Origin of the sequence: Kitasatospora sp. NPDC093102 (assembly GCF_040683915.1) — a bacterium.
Lineage (GTDB): Bacteria > Actinomycetota > Actinomycetes > Streptomycetales > Streptomycetaceae > Kitasatospora.
Genome location: NZ_JBFBFA010000009.1, coordinates 99,044 through 115,265, shown reverse-complemented (window position 1 = coordinate 115,265; position 16,222 = coordinate 99,044). Strand labels below are relative to the sequence as shown.

Here is a 16,222-nt window from a genome sequence, read left to right as displayed (position 1 = left end):
TCCTAGGGCTTCGGGCAGTTGTTGCCGCAGCCGTCCTCGGCCTCGCAACCTTCCATGCGAAGGGCCTTGTACTCCTTCCCGTCCCGGTCGGGTCGACGCCAACTCTTCCGGAGATCCTCCTCCGGCGGGAGTGGCCTGCCGAGCGCCGCCGCCAGGACATGCACGCCGAACAGCGGGGGCACGGCGTTGCCCACTTGCTGCGACCGGTCGCCGCCGTCCCAGGGGTAGTCGGGCGGGAAGGTCTGGAGGATGCCGGCCTCGGGGATGGTCAGGCGGTCCGGAGTGAGGGGGCTGCCGCCCGGATGCCGGATGGCGTTGCGCGAGACCTTCCCGGTGACGGTGAACGACGGCTGCTCGTACGTGCGGATGCCTCGGTTCTTCGGGTCGCCGCCGCTGCCGTAGTTCGACACGATCTCGAAGGGAGGCTCCCGGTTCGTGAGCACTTCCCCCATCGGGACCCACGGCCTGAGCGGCGCCGCGCCTCCGTCCACCGGCAACGCGGTCCGGATGTCCTTGGGGCCGCCCTCCTCCGGCTTGCGCAGGTTGAAAGTGTGGTGGGTGGGGGCGGGGAGCTGGGGAACGCCGTGCTCGACGAGTCGCGCGATCAGGATCGTGCGGCGGCGGGTCTGCGGGACGCCGTACGCCTCGGTGTGCAGGGTCTTGACCTCCGCGACGTTGTACCGGACCGGTGTTCCGTCCTCGCGGGGCAGGCCCTTCTCCAGGGCCGCCTGGTAGACCTCCCAAAGCGCCTTGACCGCGGGGACCTGCTCCAGGACGATCACGTCGAACGGCCGCCCGTTTCGGTTGGGGCAGCTGAGGGCCTTGATCGCGTACCGGAGCGGCTCCAGGACCAAAGCGGTCCGGGGATCTCCGCCCATCTCCGTCAGGCGCTCGTCGATCTCCTCCTCGCCTGCCCCGTCCACCAGCTCGTGGATGAGTTTCTTGACTTTGTCGAGGGCCTTGCGCCCCGCACCGTTGCCGGCCACCGAGTACGTCTGGCAGGGCGGACCGCCCGCCAGCACGTTCAGGTCCGCGTCGAGCTTCTGGAACCGTTCGCGTCGGACTTCGCTGACGTCCGCGTGCCACGTCCTGAGCCCGGCCGCGTAACGCGTGTCACAGGCGTCTTTGTCCCACTCGATCCCGAGCGAGGGCACGTCGAGCATCTTCGCGGCCACGTCAAGACCGCCCGGACCGGCAAAAAGGTCCAGAATATGCGGTTTTGCAGGGAATGAGGCGGCTGCGTCCGAGCTGGTCATGTGGCCAGAGTCTAGCCGGCGGCAGGCCGTGTGATGTACTCGGTCGGCTCCGTTGCCACCCTCCGCCCGCTGCCTACCCGACGCTCGCGCACCAGCGCGATGATCCGCTCGGCTGCCTCGGCGGCGCTCTCGTGCTCCCAGACGCGGACCGACAGCCAGCCGGCTTCGGCGAGGCGGGCGTCCGTGTCGACGTCCCTCGCGCGGTTCTTCTCGATCTTCTCCCGCCAGAACTCGGCGTTGTTCTTCGGCCACGTCGCGTGCTCCGGGCAGCCGTGCCAGAAGCAGCCGTCGACGAAGACCGCGACGCGGGCCGGGCCGAAGAGAACGTCGGCCTCGCGCCGTACACCCTTGAGCGGTTTGCGGTGGACGCGGTAGCGGAGGCCGGCCGCGTGCAGGGTCCTGCGGAGGGTGACCTCGATGCCCGTGTCATGACTGCGCTGCTTGCTCATCCGGGCGCGGATCTTCGGAGTGGTCTCCAGGGAGGGCATGATCCCATTCTGGCTCCGGGCACCGACATCGCGTCGAGTGGAGTCCGTCCGGAGCGCAGCCGCCGCCCCGGGTGGGCCGGCGGCAGGGGGGCGGGCGAGGCTGAGGACGGCGGCCTTGACCTTGTCCGGCGCGGCGCTCCAGGCCCCGCCGGAGGTCCTGGCGAAGCAGGAGGCCGGTTTCCGGCGGCCGGTGAACCCGGGGTTGACCGGGGGGGAGCCGGAAGGGAACGCGGTGGCTGCCCGGGCGTTATGACAACAGCATTGACGTGTGACGGCGCCGCCGGTTTCATGGCTCGCACTTCCCGCCCGCGTCACCCCCTCGACCGGCGCGGGCGTTCCCCCACACGTGCACCCCACGACCAAGGCGGTGATCCGTTGGCATCGACGGTGAAGGACACGGGCGGCGGCCCGAGAGCGGACGCGCGAGGCTCCCACGCCGAGATGCGGCAGTCGATCGGCCTGCTGGACGGGGTGGCGATCGCCGCCTCCAGCACGGCCGCCACCAGCAGTATCGGGATCGGCCTGGGCCTGATGGCCGGGGTGGTCGGCCTGCACCTTCCGGCGATCATGCTGCTGGCCTTCCTGCCGGTGCTCGCCATCGCCGGCGGGTACGGGCGGCTGAACGCCGTCGAACCGGACTCGGGCAGCAGCTACCGTTGGGTCGGGCGCACCCTCAGCCCCTGGCTGGGCTTCCTGACCGGGTGGGTGAACACCGTGGGGACCGTGGTCTTCATGGCGTACACCACGACCGTCACCGGCTCCTCGATCATCCAGCTGCTCGACCAGGCCCACGTCCGCAGCATCGCCGGGCTGCGCCTCGACGCCGACTCGACCGTCCAGTGCACCCTGCTCGGCCTGGTGGTGCTGGTGGGCGCCGCGCTGGTCGCGGTGCGCGGGCTGGACCTGGCGGCCCGGCTGCAGAAGGCGCTGCTGGTCTTCGAGTACGTCGTGCTGCTCGGCTTCTGCGGCTACGGGCTGTTCGCCGGCGACCAGCCGTTCTCGCTCCAGTGGTACAACCCCTTCGACATCCCCTCCTTCGACGCGGTCGCGCAGGGCATGGTGCTGGCGGTGTTCTGCTACTGGGGCTTCGAGTCGGTGTTCAGCGTCGGCGAGGAGGTGCGCAACCCGCGGGACGCCTCCCGGGGTGGCATGATCGCCCTGGTGGTGATGCTGCTGCTGTTCCTGCTCGCCGGCACGGCCTTCCAACGGGTGCTGCCGTTGGACGAGTTGGCCGACAACGGCGCCCACGGGCTGACCTACTTCGGCACCAAGCTCGCCGAACAGCCGCTGGCCGCACTGCCGTTGATCGCGCTGATGTTCTCCGCGGTGGCCTCGCTGCAGTCCTCGGTGATCCCGACCGCGCGCGGGATGTACGCGATGGGGCGCGACCGGGTGCTCGGCCCGGTCTGGACCCGGCTGCACCCCCGGCACGCCACCCCCGCCGTCGGCACCCTGCTGATCACCGGCATCGCGGTCGTCCTGGCGCTGGCCTCGATCGCCATCCCGACCGTCAACGACCTGATCTCGGCCGCGGTCAACGCGATCGGCATCGTCGTCGCGCTCTACTACGCGCTGACCGCCGTCGCGGCCGCCGTCCGGTTCCGCCACCTGCTGCGCACCGACCTGATGGAGGGGCTGCGCGCGGTGGTCGGGCCGCTGCTGGGCGCGGCGGCGCTGCTCGCGGTCGGCGGCTACCTCGCCTGGACCTTCTACGACTCCGCGGACCACTTCGAACTCGCGGCCGACAACGGCTGGTTCGAGCTGTCCGTGGTGATCCTGATGATCGTCAGCGGACTGCCGGCGGCGGCCTGGGCCCGCTGGCGGCGGCGCTCGCCGTACTTCCTGCGGGAGGGCGCGGCCACCGAGTAGCCCGTACGACGCACAGCCAGGCACGAAGCACGCGAGAACGGAGCACCACCCATGACCCAGGCCGATCTGGTCTTCACCCACGGCCCCGTCCACACCGGCGACGCCGCCCGCACCCGGGCGAGCGGCCTGGCGGTCGTCGGCGAGCGGATCGCCGCCGTCGGGCACGACGAGGTCCGGGAGCTGATCGGGCCGAAGACGGAGGTCGTCGACCTCACCGGCAAGCTGCTGCTGCCCGGCTTCCAGGACGCCCACATCCACGCGGTGTTCGGCGGGGCCGAGTTGGCCGCCTGCGACCTCACCGGGACGGTCGGCGTCGCCGACTACCTGGCGCGCATCCGGGCGTACGCCGAGGCCCACCCGGAGCAGGAGTGGATCACCGGCAGCGGGTGGTCGATGGAGAGCTTCGAGGGCGGCCTGCCCACCCGGCAACTGCTCGACTCGGTCGTCCCCGACCGGCCGGTGTACCTGACCAACCGGGACCACCACGGCGCCTGGGCCAACACCCGGGCACTGGAGCTGGCCGGCGTCACCGCCGACACCCCCGACCCGGCCGACGGCCGGATCGAGCGCGAGCCCGACGGCACCCCGAGCGGCACGCTCCAGGAGGGCGCCACCGCCCTGGTCGCCCGGCTGCTGCCGCCTGCGACCGCCGCCGACCGGCTGGACGGGCTGCTGCGCGCCCAGCGGCTGCTGCACTCGCTCGGCGTCACCGGCTGGCAGGACGCGCTGCTCGGTGAGTTCAACGGCCAGCCGGACCCGTCCGACGCCTACCTGACCGCCGCCCGCTCCGGCGCGCTGACCGCCCGGGTGACCGGCGCGCTCTGGTGGGAGCGCGACCGGGGCGCCGAGCAGATCCCCGAACTCGTGCGGCGGCGCGAGGAGTTGAGTCACGGTCGGTTCCGGGCCGGCTCGGTGAAGATCATGCAGGACGGCATCGCGGAGAACTTCACCGCCGCGATGACCAGCCCGTACCTGGACGGCTGCGGCTGCGCCACGGCCAACTCCGGCCTCAGCTTCGTCGATCCGGCGGCGCTGCGCGGGTACGTCACCGAACTGGACGCGCTCGACTTCCAGGTGCACTTCCACGCGCTCGGCGACCGGGCCGTGCGCGAGGCACTGGACGCCGTCGAGGCCGCCCGCGCCGCCAACGGGCGGCGCGCCACCCGGCACCACCTCGCCCACCTCCAGGTGGTCCACCCGGACGACCTCCCGCGCTTCGCCCGGCTCGGCGCCGTCGCCAACATCCAGCCGCTCTGGGCCGCGCACGAGCCGCAGATGGACGAGCTGACCATCCCCTTCCTCGGGCCGGAGCGGGCCGCCTGGCAGTACCCGTTCGGCGCCCTCCAGCGGGCCGGCGCCACCCTGGCGGCCGGCAGCGACTGGCCGGTGAGCAGCCCGAACCCGCTGGAGGGGCTGCACGTGGCGGTCAACCGGATGGAGCCGGAGGCCACCGACGGGCGGGTCTTCCTGCCAGAGCAGCGGCTCGACCTGGGCTCGGCCATCGCCGCGTACACGGCCGGCACCGCCTACCTGAACGGGCACGACGACGCCGGGGTGCTGGTGGCCGGACGGCTCGCGGACCTGGTGGTGCTCGACCGGGACATCCTCACCGGGCCGCCGGAGGAGATCGCGCGGGCCCGGGTGCTGCGGACGTACGTCGGCGGGGAGCTGGTGCACGCGGCGGACTGACCGGGGAACGGACGCGGCGGCCGTCGGTGGTGAGCGCATGGGGGCTCACCACCGACGGCGTTCGCGTTCCCGGGCGGTGCGGGCCGGTGGGCGTGTTCCGGCGCGGTGCCCGCCACCGGTGGGCCACGGCCTGCCGGTGGCCCGCCGGCCTCAGCCGCCGGCCGCCCGCAGCCGGGCCTCGGCCGCCTCCAGCAGCAGGTCGAGGGCGTACGGGTACCCGCTGCGGGGCATGTCGGCGGTGAGCAGGTGGGCGGTGGCCGCGATGTGCGGGTGGTCGGCGGCGTCGAGCCGGGCGTAGGAGGCCTGCCAGACCTGGAGGTCGGCGTTCTGGGCGGCGCTCGGGAGGGCGAGCGCGGCGGCGTCCAGGGCGGCGAAGCCGAGGCTCTGGTCGACGAAGGCGTGGTAGATCCGGACGGCCTCCGGGTCCGGGAAGCCCGCGGTGCGCAGGATGCCGAGGATCGCCTCGACGGCGGCGATCTCGTGGGTGCGGCCGGTGGTGCGGTGGGCGGCGAGGATGGCGGCCTGCGGGTGGGACTGGTAGCTGGCGTGGATGCGCAGGCCGATGGCGCGCAGGTCGGCGCGCCAGTCGCCGGTGGGCTGCCAGCCGTGCTGGGCGCGGCCGATGAGTTCGTCGGCGATGGCGATCAGCAGGTCGTCGGTGCTGTGGAAGTAGCGGTAGACCGCGCTCGGGTCGGCGCCGAGCGCGGCGCCGAGCCGTCGCACCGTGAGTGCCTCGGCGCCGTGCCGGCCGATCAGCCGGATCGCGGTGTCGACGATCAGTTCGGCGGACAGAACCACGCCCTGCTTGGTGGGCCGGCGCCGGCGTCGCTGCGGTTCGGGGACTACGCGGTCGGTCATGCGCCGAGGTTATGTCAATGCCGCTGACGTAGGCCAGGGTGCGGACGCCTCCACGGGTATCTCCCGCCCCCGCCCCCGGCCGGACTCAGCCCTCGTTGTGGGCCGGGGCCCAGGAGGTGCCGTTGTGGAAGTAGTTCGGCGCTCCCTGCATGCCCACGGTGCGGAACGGCTGCTGGTCGCCGAGGTCCACCCGCATCGTGCCCTTGCGGCCGTCCTTGCCGGTCCACACCAGTTCGAGGAACCAGCTGACGTCCTGGGAGCGGGTGGCGGCGTCCACGTCGATGACCTGCGGGTCGGTGGCCGAGATCCGGTACGGGAAGTCCTTCGTGCCGGTCTTCCGTTCGCCCTCCCGACCGGGGACGGGGACGAGGCGCGGCGTGGCCGCGTCGAGGTCGACCGCGAAGGACGCCGGTTCGAGCCCGCCGCCGCAGCCGGACCCGGGCGTGTAGGCGTTCCACTTGGGGGCGGGCCGGGTGCTGACCACCTGCACGGACATGGTGTTCAGCACGACGGTGTCCGAGCTGTCGCCCAGGGCGGTCAGCTCGATGCGCAGGTGCCCGGCCGGGACCAGCCGCTGGGAGGCGGCCCAGCTGTCGATCCGGCCGGCGGACGACGGGGGAGGGGTCACCTGGGCGGGGGAGCGGGCGGAGAGGAACCACTGGTCGCAGGGGCTGCCCCAGTTGTTGTTGAGGACGCTGACGTGGAAGGGCGCGGGGGGCTCGTCGGGTGTCGCCGAGGCGCTCGCGGACGGGGTGTCCGCGGAGGCGGAGCCCGCGGGGGCCGGTGGCGCCGGGGCACCGGTGGGTGCGGTGCCGGCCGCCGCTGCCGCGGTGGCGGCGACGGACGGTGCGGCGGGCGAGGAGGTGGACGCGTTCGGGACGCCGCCGGTGCTGCCGGTGCCGCCGGTGCCGTGCAGGAGGAAGCCGGAGACCACGGTGGCCAGCGCGACCACGGCGTTCGCGCTCAGCAGCACCCGGGTGCGGGTGAGGCGGCGCGGCCCGGCGGGCGGGGACACGGGGTGGGTGATCGTCACCTCCTGCTCCTCCTCCGGTGCGGCGGCGGACCGCGGGTCGGGTGCGGCTGCCGACCAGTGCTCCGGCTCCGGATCCGGCTGCGGCTGCGGTTGGGGCTGCGGTGCGGTCGCCGCTGCGGTGGCGGTCGGGGTGCCGGCGGATGAGGTCTCCCGGCGGCGGGCCGCGTCGGCCAGGATCCAGCGGCGGTGCAGTTCGACCAGTTCCTCGGCGCCGGCCCCGCAGACCCGGGCCAGCCGTTCCACCGGCGCGTACTCGGTCGGTACGGCGGCGCCGTTGCAGTAGCGGTGCAGGGTGGAGGTGCTGACGTGCAGCCGGGTGGCCAGGGCCCCGTAGCTGCGGCCCGAACGCTCCTTGAGCTCGCGCAGCATCGCCGCGAACTCCTCGGTCTCCACACTCATCTGCTGCCCTTCCCCCACCGCGGCCCGGGATGCCGTCGATGTGCGGATCACCGTACCGGCAGGCCGGGCGGGGCTCTGAGCAGGGGAGTCGTGCGCGGCGGCAGGTCAGCCGCGGCCGGCCGTCTCCGTGGAGGCGGCCGCGTCGGCGACGCTCTCCCGGTACAGGCCGAGCTTCGGCTGCTTGCCGACCTTCGCGCCGGCGCCGAGCGGGAAGTTGCGGGTGTCGGCGTTGGGCATCTGGTCGTCGGGCAGGACGTTCAGCTGGTCCACGTCGGCCACGGCGCCGCTGCCGGGGTTGAGGTCGACCACCGCGTAGGTGCTCTTGCCGGGAGCCAGTGCGTGGGCGGGCGGGCCGCCCAGCCCGCCCGGCACCAGCGGGGTGAGGTCACCGCCGTGGTCGGGGGCCTTCGAGCCGCCGAGGCTGATGAGCGGGTAGTAGCTCAGGCCGCAGTAGGTGGTGGCCTGGTTGTGCACCTCGATCACCCGCTGGTCGGGAGCCTCGGCCCGGGTGGTCACCTTGACCGTCAGCTTGTCGGCCTTGCAGGGGTGGGTGTAGGCGTAGGCCTCATCGCCCCCGGCCGCGCCCCCGCCGCCCGTGGCGGGGGCCGCGGGGCTCTTGGGGCGGGCGGAGCTGCCACCGGCGGGTGCGGCGGTGGAGGGGGCCCCGGGGGCCGGGGCGGGAGCGCCGGCGGTCGGCTGGGTGGCGGGCGCGGCCGGGGCCGCGGTGCCGGGTGCGGTGGACTGGGTGGGATTCGCGGGCTGGGCCGCGTCGCCGTTGTCGGGCCCACAGGCGGTCAGGGTGAGGGCGGCGCCCAGGGCGAGGGCGGCGGGCACGAACAGGGTGCGGCGAGCGGACACGGCACGGCGAGCGGACATGGAGGTTCCCCCGTAACGGATGCGGATGAAGGAGCGGACCGGGCGGCGGGCCATCGGCGCCGACCGCCGAGCAGCACTCTGGTCCGCCGTCGGGCCGGTCCGCCAGGCTTCCCGGCCAAGCGGGGACGCTGGAACGGTTCCACCCCCTCTGACCTGTGGTTTCACACCTGCCTGGAACGGCCTTCCGGAACGTTCCGGGGCTCTGTTCGCCGCTTCGCCGCTCCTCCCGTCCGGGGCTGCGGCCGCTGCGGGCCGGGCGTCGGTCCACCGCCGACGCCCGCCGACCCGCGCCCGGCGCAGCTCGGTACGATCCCTCCATGTTGCGTCCTGAAAGCTGGTCCAGGCTTACGGGTGGGAGTCCCGTCCGGGTAGACACCGGAGTGCCCGGTAGCAGGTCCCGGTTCGTCGTGGAGACGCGGCGGGCTGAGCGGGATGTCAAGAGCCTCTTCGGAGGGAGCAAGCATGCGGGCCGTAGCATCAAGCGAACCTTGCAGCCTCGTCGGATCTACAGCGGAGAAGCCGAGCCCGTCATGCCGGGGCGAAGGCCACGTCCTGGGGGCCCTGTTCCGGGGTCAGCCCTCGGGGTTCTCCCGGGGTACGGAGGGCGGCACGTGTGCACAGTCTGGACCGGAACAGGAGAGACCCTCCCTCCTTGCCCGCCAGCGGGCAGGAGGGGCCCACGACCACGCCTGACGTCGGGCAAGAGACCGGACGTATAAGCCGATGGTGAAGTCGTCCGGAGGGCAGCGGGAGTCCGAGGGGGTCGTAGTACCGCTGATCGGCGTGCAACACAACGCGCCGGGAGGGAAGGGCCCTCACTTTGATCACGCTCGTGGCGGAGGTAAGCGCGAGGGCATGGCCGGAGAGAGTCCGGTCAACCACCCCGGCGGGGCGAACCCCGTCGTAGTGGACGGGCGAGCGTCCGTCCTGAAAGTGCGAAAACTTCAATGCGCGCTATGGGCTGCGGCCAAGCAGTCTCCGGAGCGGCGTTTCCATGTCCTGTACGACCGTATCCACAGGGGTGACGTCCTGTGGGAGGCATGGGAGCGGGTCCGGGCCAACAGAGGGAGCGCCGGGGTGGATCGGGTGACCCTGGAGTTCGTGGAGAGCCAGTACGGGGTGGGCCGGATGCTCGGCGAACTCCAGCAGGATCTCCGCTCAGGCACGTACCGTCCCGCGCCGGCCAGGCGTGTGGACATCCCGAAACCACAGGGTGGCAAGCGGCCGCTGGGTATCCCCACGGTGCGCGACAGAGTGGCCCAGCAGGCGGCGAAGATCGTCCTGGAGCCGGTGTTCGAGGCGGACTTTCTGCCGTCCTCGTACGGATACCGGCCGAAGCGGTCGGCGTTGCAGGCGATGGAACGTCTCCGGACGGGCTTCATCGAGGGCCGCTGTGTCGTCGTGGAGTTCGACATCCGCAACTTCTTCGGCGAGATCGACCATGGTCGGCTCCTCGCGGAAGTGGGACGGAGGGTGTCGGACCGCAGGGTGCTCAAGCTGCTGCGGCTGTGGCTCCAGGCGGGTGTGATGGTGGACGGGGAGGTCCGGCGGACGGTCGCCGGGACACCTCAGGGAGGGGTGATCTCACCCTTGCTGGCCAACATCTACCTGCACGTCCTGGACACCGAGCTTGCTCGGTGCGGTGTCGGCGAACTGGTCCGGTACGCGGACGACGGTGTCGTCCTGTGCCGGTCGGTGGCTAACGCCAGGGCGGCCTTGGCAGCGGTCGGGGAGATCCTCGGCGAACTGGGGCTGGAGCTGCACCCGGACAAGACGAAGCTGGTCGACCTCAGAGAGGGCCGGGAAGGACTCGACTTCCTCGGCTGCCACTTCAGAGCCCGCCTCTCGGGCCGGATGTGGGAGAAGTACCGGAAACGGCGTTTCTACCTGCATCGCTGGCCCTCGCAGGCGGCGATGAAGCGACTCCGGACCAAGGTCCACGAACGGACCGACCGCCGTCGGACTGGAACGGACATCCGCGACGTGATCGCGGAGTTGAATCCGATTCTGCGTGGCTGGGGCGCCTACTTTCGAACCGGGAACGCCGCCCGGAAGTTCATCCAGATCGACCGCTACGTGGTGTGGCGGCTCCGCAGCCTCATGGTCAAGAAGCGGGGCCGCAACCTCCGGGCAGGTCAGGTCGCGGTGTGGACGGAAGAGTGGTTCAACGGGATCGGCCTGCACCGTCTGCGTGGCACGATCCGCTATCCGAAGGCGGCGTAACCATGCCAAGAAGATCATCGGTAAGCCGTGTGCGGGAAAACCGCACGCACGGATTGAAAGGGGACGGAGGAACCGGGCCCGAGAGGGCACCGCGCCTCCAACTACCAATGGGTGGTGCGCGGGAAGAGGCCTGGGACGCCGAGGTGGCGGAGCGGGCGGTGGCGGTGCTGAAGGCGGTGGCGGACCCGTCGCGGTACCGGCTGCTGTGGGCGCTGAGCCGCCGGGAGCTGCCGGTGAGCGAGCTGGCCGAGCTGCTGGGGGCGCACGTGGCGTCGACCTCGCAGCACCTGGCGAAGCTGCGGGCGGCCGGGCTGGTGGTGGCGCGGCGGGAGGGGACGCGGATCTTCTACCGGGCCACCGAGGTGAGCGGGCTGCTCACGGAGGCCGCCCTGATCGCCCACGACCTGCCCGCGCGCCGCGACGGCGGCGACGACGGCGACGACGGCGGTGCCGCCGCGGCCGGTGCGACCGCGCCGCAGCCCTTCGCCCGCGCGGCCCGGGCGGTGCGCCGGCGCCCGGCGACCGGCTGAGTCCTCAGCGGCCCGGGGCCTCCGTCCGGTACTCCTGCCGGTCGGCGTCGTAGGCGAAGAGCCCGGCGTAGCGGCCCCAGTCGGTCGCGGTCTCCAGCTGCCGGTCGGTCTGCTCGGCGGTGTAGTGGCGGCCCAGCAGGTCGCGCAGGAAGCCGGTGCGGACGGTGGCGCCGGGCCGGCCGCCGAGGCTGTTGGCGATCAGCTTGATCAGCGGGACCTCCAGGGCCGCGGCGGCGAAGACGGCGCGGGAGTCCTGGGCGTCGGCCCCGGTGTAGGCGGCGCCGGTCTCGGTGAGCAGCAGGTCGTCGCCGTGGACCTCGGCGAAGCCGAGCAGGTCGAGGGCGTCGACCTGGGGGAGCAGGTCGTCGATGTCCAGGCCGAGTTCGTCGGCGAGGCCGGCCAGGTCGCAGCTCCCGCCCCGGTGGGCGATCGTCTCGGCGAGACCGGAGAGGCCGTCGACGCCGGCGGGGGGCAGCGGGGTGCCGGCGACGGTGCGGCGGTCGGGGTCGGTGCGGCCGGGCGGGCGGGTGTCCTTGGGGCGGCCGGTCATGATCCGGTACACCCGGTCCACCAGCTCGTCGAAGGAGGCCGAGTCGCGGTCGCGCGGCCGCTCCAGGGCGACCTCGACGGTCTCCCGGATGGTCCCGTACGGGCGGGCGCCGAGGACCACGATGCGGTCGGCCATCAGCACCGCCTCCTCGATGTTGTGGGTGACCAGGACGACGGCCCGGGTGGGGAACTGGCCGGAGTCCCACAGCTCCATCAGCTCGCCGCGCAGGTTCTCGGCGGTGAGCACGTCCAGCGCGGAGAACGGCTCGTCCATCATCAGCACGTCCGGTTCGACGACCAGCGCCCGGGCGAAGCCGACCCGCTGGCGCATGCCACCGGACAGCTCCTTGGGGTAGGCGGACTCGAAGCCGGCCAGGCCGATCAGGTCGATGGCCTGGGCGGCGGCCCGGGCGCGCTCCCGGGGCGGCACCCCGCGGGCCTCCAGGCCGAGCTCGACGTTCTGCCGGACGGTCAGCCAGGGCAGCAGCGCGAAGGTCTGGAAGACCAGCGCGGTGCCGGGGTTGGCGCCGGCGAGCGGGGCGCCGCGGTAGCGGACGGTGCCGGAGCTGGGCGGGATGAGGCCGGCCAGACAGCGCAGCAGGGTGGACTTGCCGGAGCCCGAGCGTCCGAGCAGGGCGACGATCTCCCCGGCCCGCACGGTGAGGTCGATGCCGGAGAGCACCGGCAGTTCGCCGGCGGCCCCGGCGTAGGCCTTGGTCAGTCCGACGGTCTCCAGCAGCACCTCGTCGTCCCGGTCGGGAACGGGAACGGGGACGGGCTCGGCGGTGCGGGAACGGAACGGGAAGCGCATCGGCGGACTCCGGACTACAGCGAGTAGCGGCGCTCGGCCAGCCGGTACAGCCGGCGCCAGAGCAGACGGTTGAGGGCGACGACGTACAGGGTCATCACCGCGACCCCGGCGAGCAGGTGCGGGTGGTCGCCGTGCTCGGCGGCGCGGGCGATGTACGCGCCGAGGCCGGTCGCGGTCAGGGTGGTGCCGCCGAAGGTGACCACCTCGGCGACGATGGAGGCGTTCCAGGCGCCGCCGGAGGCGGTGATGCCGCCGGTGACGTACGCCGGGAAGATCCCGGGGATGATCAGCCGCCGCCAGCGCTGGAGGCCGCGCACCCCGAGGTCGTCCATGGCCTCGCGCAGGTCGGCGGGGACGGCCATGGCGCCGGCGGGCAGCCGGGCCGGGTCGGTGTCGACGGCCGCGTCCCGGGCGGTGGAGAACCGGACGCTGCCGCCCCGGCCGAGGCGCAGCGCGAGGTAGAGCAGCACCAGGACGGCGGCCGCGACGACGAGGTCCACCCACAGCCGCCCGCCGAGGCGGCTCGCCGTCCGGGCGGGCAGCGAGCCCCGGGACAGGCCCGGGGCGGACTTCAGCAGGGTCATGGCGGTACCTCCGGCGCAAACCCGGGCAGTCTGCTCCCTCGGTACGTCCGTATGCAAACCCGTACCGCCCCGGGGGCCGCTGCCCCGCGCCTACCGGGCGGGAACGGATCCGGTGTGCCGCCGGGCCGCGGCGCCCGCCCGCTGCCGGCTGGTGGCCAGCAGCAGGGCGAGCAGCAGCCCGGCGAGCGAGGCGCCGATGAGCACGCCGGACAGGAAGAGCCGCAGCGGGCCGGGCGCGAGGCCGACGGCGAGGCCTTCGGCGGTGATCAGCAGCAGGACGACGCACAGCGCAGTCCCTCTGCCGGCCCGGGGGAACAGGACGGGTCGGGTCATCGCGGGTCCTCCTTCGGGTGGTCGTCGTGCTTTCCCGGGCGGGGGTCAGACGGTCCGGGCCAGCCGGGGGTCGTACTTGTAGCCGATCTGCCGGACGGTGGCGATCGCCTCCCGGTGCCCGGGGCCGAGCTTGCGCCGGATCCGGGCGATGTGGGTGGCGACGGTGCGGGAGTCGCCGAAGTCCGGGCGGCCCCAGACGGTCTCCATCAGCTGGCGCCGGGAGTGCACCCGCAGGGGGTTGCCGACCAGGTGCGCGAGCAGTTCGAACTCCAGGTACGGCATGGTGAGTCGACGGCCCTCGACGGTGACGGTGCGCTGTTCGGTGTCCACCACCAGACCGGGCGCGGGTGCGGGTCGCGGGGCCGGGCGCCGGTCCGGGGCGGGGTGGTCCGAGAAGAGGGCGTCGAGCCTGGGGTAGCGCAGGGCCATGGCGGAGGGCTCCTTCGGGGTCTGGGCGGACGGGGACGGGCGGACGGGGCAGCGCGGGCCGCTCAGCGGCCGGGGTGCCAGGTGGCTTCCAGCCGGGTGGTCCCGGCCGGGGTGGCGACGGTCCGCCAGCGGGCCCGCAGCCCGCCGGTGCCCGCGCCCGCCGGGCCGCTGCCCCCGCCCGCCGGGCCGGCGGCCGGAGCCGGGGCGGCCCGGAGGACGCTGCTGTCCAGCGGGCTCGCCGCCAGGCGTCGGCCGACGGCGGCGAGGGCGGAGCGCAGCCGGCCCCGGTCGGTGGACGGGCGGGCGGGCCGGAAAGCGGCGACGATGGTCATGGCAGGTCACCTCCGTGACAGGACAGCGGACAGGGAATGCGCGAGCCGGTCGGCTCAGTGGCTCAGCGCGGTCTGGACGATCTTGACGACGACCATGGCCATCGCGAGCAGCAGGTAGGCGCGCAGGGCGCCCATGCCGACCTTGCGGGCGGTGGACATCACCGGCTTGTCGAGGGTCTCCAGCGGGGGCATCCGCCAGTTCTCCCGGCCGGTGCGGTCGACGGTGTCCTCCTTGGTGCCGCGGCGGCCGAAGGTGAAGAAGTACCCGGCGACGAGGACGCCGGCGATGCCGCAGCCGGCCATGATCCACAGGATCGCCTCGGAGCTGATGTCCGGCCAGACCACGGCGGCGGTGAGGATCAGCGAGAGCATCACCAGCACGCCGACCACCGCCGAGGTGAAGGCGTTGGTCCTGGGACCGTTCACCCAGGGGCCGAGCACGGCCTTGTCGTTGCAGAGCAGCAGCAGGAAGACCGTCGCGGAGGGCAGCAGCACCCCGGCCAGCACCTGGACGAACTGGGTCATCAGGCCCTGGGTGTAGTCCGTGGACAGCAGGGTGATCGCCGCCGCCGTGACCACCAGGCCGGCGTAGATCCCGTAGAAGCCCTTGGCGCCCTTGACCCCGCGGTGCAGCGAGTGCTTGATGCCGAACACGTCGCCGATCGCGTACGCGGTGGACAGCGACACCGCGAAGGCGCCGATGATCGAGGCGTCCAGCAGCGCGATGGCGAACAGCACGCCGGCGAGGTGGCCGGCCTTGTCCTCGATGCCCCGGGCGACGGCGGCCGCGTCGGAGAACTGGCCGAAGCCGTCGGTGCCCGCGAAGGCGGCGGCGGTGAAGCCCATCATCGCGGCGGCGCCGACGATCACGATCACGATGCCGATCCACAGGTCGGCCTTCTCGTACTTCATGAAGCGCGGGGTGATGCGCTTGTCGATGACGTAGGACTGCTGGAAGAACAGCTGCCACGGGGCGACGGTGGTGCCGACGATGGAGATGATCACCAGCATCACGGCCGCGAGCTGCCCGGACCCGCCCGGCATGCTCGGGACGACGAAGTCGTGCGCCATCTGCGAGGTCTTCGGGTGGACCATGAAGTAGATCGGCACCAGCAGCAGGGAGCCCATGCACAGCGTCACGGCGACCCGCTCGAAGCGCTGGAAGGAGCCGGTGAAGGCCGAGGCGATGATGATCCCGGCCGCCAGCACCACCGAGGCCACCTTCGGCAGGCCCAGGTACCCGGCCGCGAGCGTGACCCCGATGAACTCCGTGACCAGCGTCAGCGCGTTCAGCAGGAACAGGTCGATCACGCTGAACGCGCCCCAGAACCTGCCGAAGCGCTCCAGGATCAGCCGGGCGTGCCCGACGCCGGTGACGGCGCCCAGGCGCAGCACCATCTCCTGGTTGACGTAGAGCACCGGGACCAGCATCAGCAGCGTCCACAGCAGCTGGGTGCCGTAGTTCTGGCCGGCCTGCCCGTAGGTGGAGAAGGCGCCGGCGTCGTTGTCGCCGACCATTACGATCAGGCCGGGTCCGACGATCGCCAGCAGGGTCTTGAGCCGCGCGGACAGGCCCTGGCGGGGCGTGTCGTCGTCGAGCCGGATGGTGCCGAGGGCGCCCTTGATGTCGCCGAGGTGCGCGTCGTCCAGGACGGCCGAACGCGCCTCGGTGGCCGTGGAGTCGAGAGTGGCGTGGGTGGTCATGGGGGTTCCTCCCTGGGCCCCGGACAGGCGGGGCGGGTCGGAGGCAGGCGGCAGCGCTCCCTGCAAGCGGGCACGGCGCATCGGCGCGCGGCGGCGCGGCCCGTACGGGTGGCGTGCGGGCACGGCGGAGCCGCGTGCGGAAGTGACGTGTCGTCGCGGCTGACGGATCGTCAGGGCGTGGTGCAGGGAAAGGTGTTACCGCATGCCGGAGGTGTACGAGGGCAAGCGGGGGTAGGGGCAACTGTGGCCCGGACTACTG

General features: G+C 72.9%; 15 protein-coding genes. 4 read left to right on the top strand and 11 right to left on the bottom strand.

The genetic code is table 11. The features are described from left to right. Positions 1 to 2 precede the first annotated feature (2 nt). Both AB0O11_RS15610 and AB0O11_RS15605 read right to left on the bottom strand, forming a co-directional pair. Positions 3 to 1,256, bottom strand: a complete 1,254-nt coding sequence (locus AB0O11_RS15610; protein WP_363386278.1) for a DNA cytosine methyltransferase — start codon at positions 1,254 to 1,256, stop codon at positions 3 to 5. 11 nt (positions 1,257 to 1,267) lie between these two features. Further along, a complete protein-coding gene (locus AB0O11_RS15605; RefSeq protein ID WP_363386276.1) occupies positions 1,268 to 1,744 on the bottom strand; it encodes a very short patch repair endonuclease in 477 nt (158 codons plus the stop codon). A gap of 441 nt (positions 1,745 to 2,185) precedes the next feature. Here AB0O11_RS15605 and AB0O11_RS15600 point away from each other — a divergent pair, with 441 nt between their 5' ends. Both AB0O11_RS15600 and AB0O11_RS15595 read left to right on the top strand, forming a co-directional pair. Further along, entirely contained in the window at positions 2,186 to 3,613 is a 1,428-nt protein-coding gene (locus AB0O11_RS15600) for an APC family permease (protein WP_363386496.1), read from the top strand. A 51-nt stretch (positions 3,614 to 3,664) separates the two neighbouring features. Beyond that, positions 3,665 to 5,302 carry an amidohydrolase gene (locus AB0O11_RS15595; protein ID WP_363386274.1) on the top strand — a complete coding sequence of 546 codons (1,638 nt, stop codon included), beginning with the start codon at positions 3,665 to 3,667 and terminating at the stop codon, positions 5,300 to 5,302. Between the two features lie 150 nt (positions 5,303 to 5,452). On the opposite strand, the gene AB0O11_RS15590 is transcribed toward AB0O11_RS15595, so the two are convergent. The 3 genes from AB0O11_RS15590 to AB0O11_RS15580 all read right to left on the bottom strand — a co-directional run bounded on the left by AB0O11_RS15590 (position 5,453) and on the right by AB0O11_RS15580 (position 8,468). Continuing rightward, the gene (locus AB0O11_RS15590) at positions 5,453 to 6,160 is read right to left on the bottom strand and encodes a TetR/AcrR family transcriptional regulator (protein ID WP_363386272.1); all 708 of its coding nucleotides are present in this window, start codon (positions 6,158 to 6,160) and stop codon (positions 5,453 to 5,455) included. An 85-nt stretch (positions 6,161 to 6,245) separates the two neighbouring features. Then, positions 6,246 to 7,592: a helix-turn-helix transcriptional regulator gene (locus AB0O11_RS15585; protein WP_363386270.1), complete on the bottom strand. Its 1,347-nt coding sequence runs from the start codon at positions 7,590 to 7,592 to the stop codon at positions 6,246 to 6,248. Between the two features lie 105 nt (positions 7,593 to 7,697). Continuing rightward, positions 7,698 to 8,468 (bottom strand): hypothetical protein, encoded by a 771-nt coding sequence (locus AB0O11_RS15580; RefSeq protein WP_363386268.1) that lies wholly within the window; start codon positions 8,466 to 8,468, stop codon positions 7,698 to 7,700. Positions 8,469 to 9,191: 723 nt separating this feature from the next. On the opposite strand from AB0O11_RS15580, the gene ltrA reads away from it, so the two are divergent. After that, positions 9,192 to 10,691, top strand: coding sequence for a group II intron reverse transcriptase/maturase (ltrA, locus tag AB0O11_RS15575; RefSeq protein ID WP_363386266.1), 1,500 nt, complete (start codon positions 9,192 to 9,194; stop codon positions 10,689 to 10,691). 107 nt (positions 10,692 to 10,798) lie between these two features. After that, positions 10,799 to 11,221, top strand: a complete 423-nt coding sequence (locus tag AB0O11_RS15570; protein ID WP_363386264.1) for a metalloregulator ArsR/SmtB family transcription factor — start codon at positions 10,799 to 10,801, stop codon at positions 11,219 to 11,221. Positions 11,222 to 11,225: 4 nt separating this feature from the next. Here the strand turns inward: AB0O11_RS15570 and AB0O11_RS15565 are convergent, their stop codons facing one another. The 6 genes from AB0O11_RS15565 to AB0O11_RS15540 form a co-directional block, all read right to left on the bottom strand. Next, positions 11,226 to 12,581 (bottom strand): nitrate/sulfonate/bicarbonate ABC transporter ATP-binding protein, encoded by a 1,356-nt coding sequence (locus AB0O11_RS15565; protein WP_363386262.1) that lies wholly within the window; start codon positions 12,579 to 12,581, stop codon positions 11,226 to 11,228. A 14-nt stretch (positions 12,582 to 12,595) separates the two neighbouring features. After that, complete coding sequence (locus AB0O11_RS15560; RefSeq protein ID WP_363386260.1) at positions 12,596 to 13,165, bottom strand: ABC transporter permease subunit; 570 nt, start codon at positions 13,163 to 13,165, stop codon at positions 12,596 to 12,598. 90 nt (positions 13,166 to 13,255) lie between these two features. After that, positions 13,256 to 13,498, bottom strand: coding sequence for a hypothetical protein (locus AB0O11_RS15555; protein WP_363386258.1), 243 nt, complete (start codon positions 13,496 to 13,498; stop codon positions 13,256 to 13,258). A 45-nt stretch (positions 13,499 to 13,543) separates the two neighbouring features. Beyond that, positions 13,544 to 13,927, bottom strand: a complete 384-nt coding sequence (locus tag AB0O11_RS15550) for a winged helix-turn-helix domain-containing protein (RefSeq protein WP_363386256.1) — start codon at positions 13,925 to 13,927, stop codon at positions 13,544 to 13,546. Between the two features lie 62 nt (positions 13,928 to 13,989). Then, positions 13,990 to 14,259 (bottom strand): hypothetical protein, encoded by a 270-nt coding sequence (locus AB0O11_RS15545; RefSeq protein WP_363386255.1) that lies wholly within the window; start codon positions 14,257 to 14,259, stop codon positions 13,990 to 13,992. Positions 14,260 to 14,313: 54 nt separating this feature from the next. Next, positions 14,314 to 15,963: an NRAMP family divalent metal transporter gene (locus AB0O11_RS15540; protein WP_363386254.1), complete on the bottom strand. Its 1,650-nt coding sequence runs from the start codon at positions 15,961 to 15,963 to the stop codon at positions 14,314 to 14,316. Positions 15,964 to 16,222 lie beyond the last annotated feature (259 nt).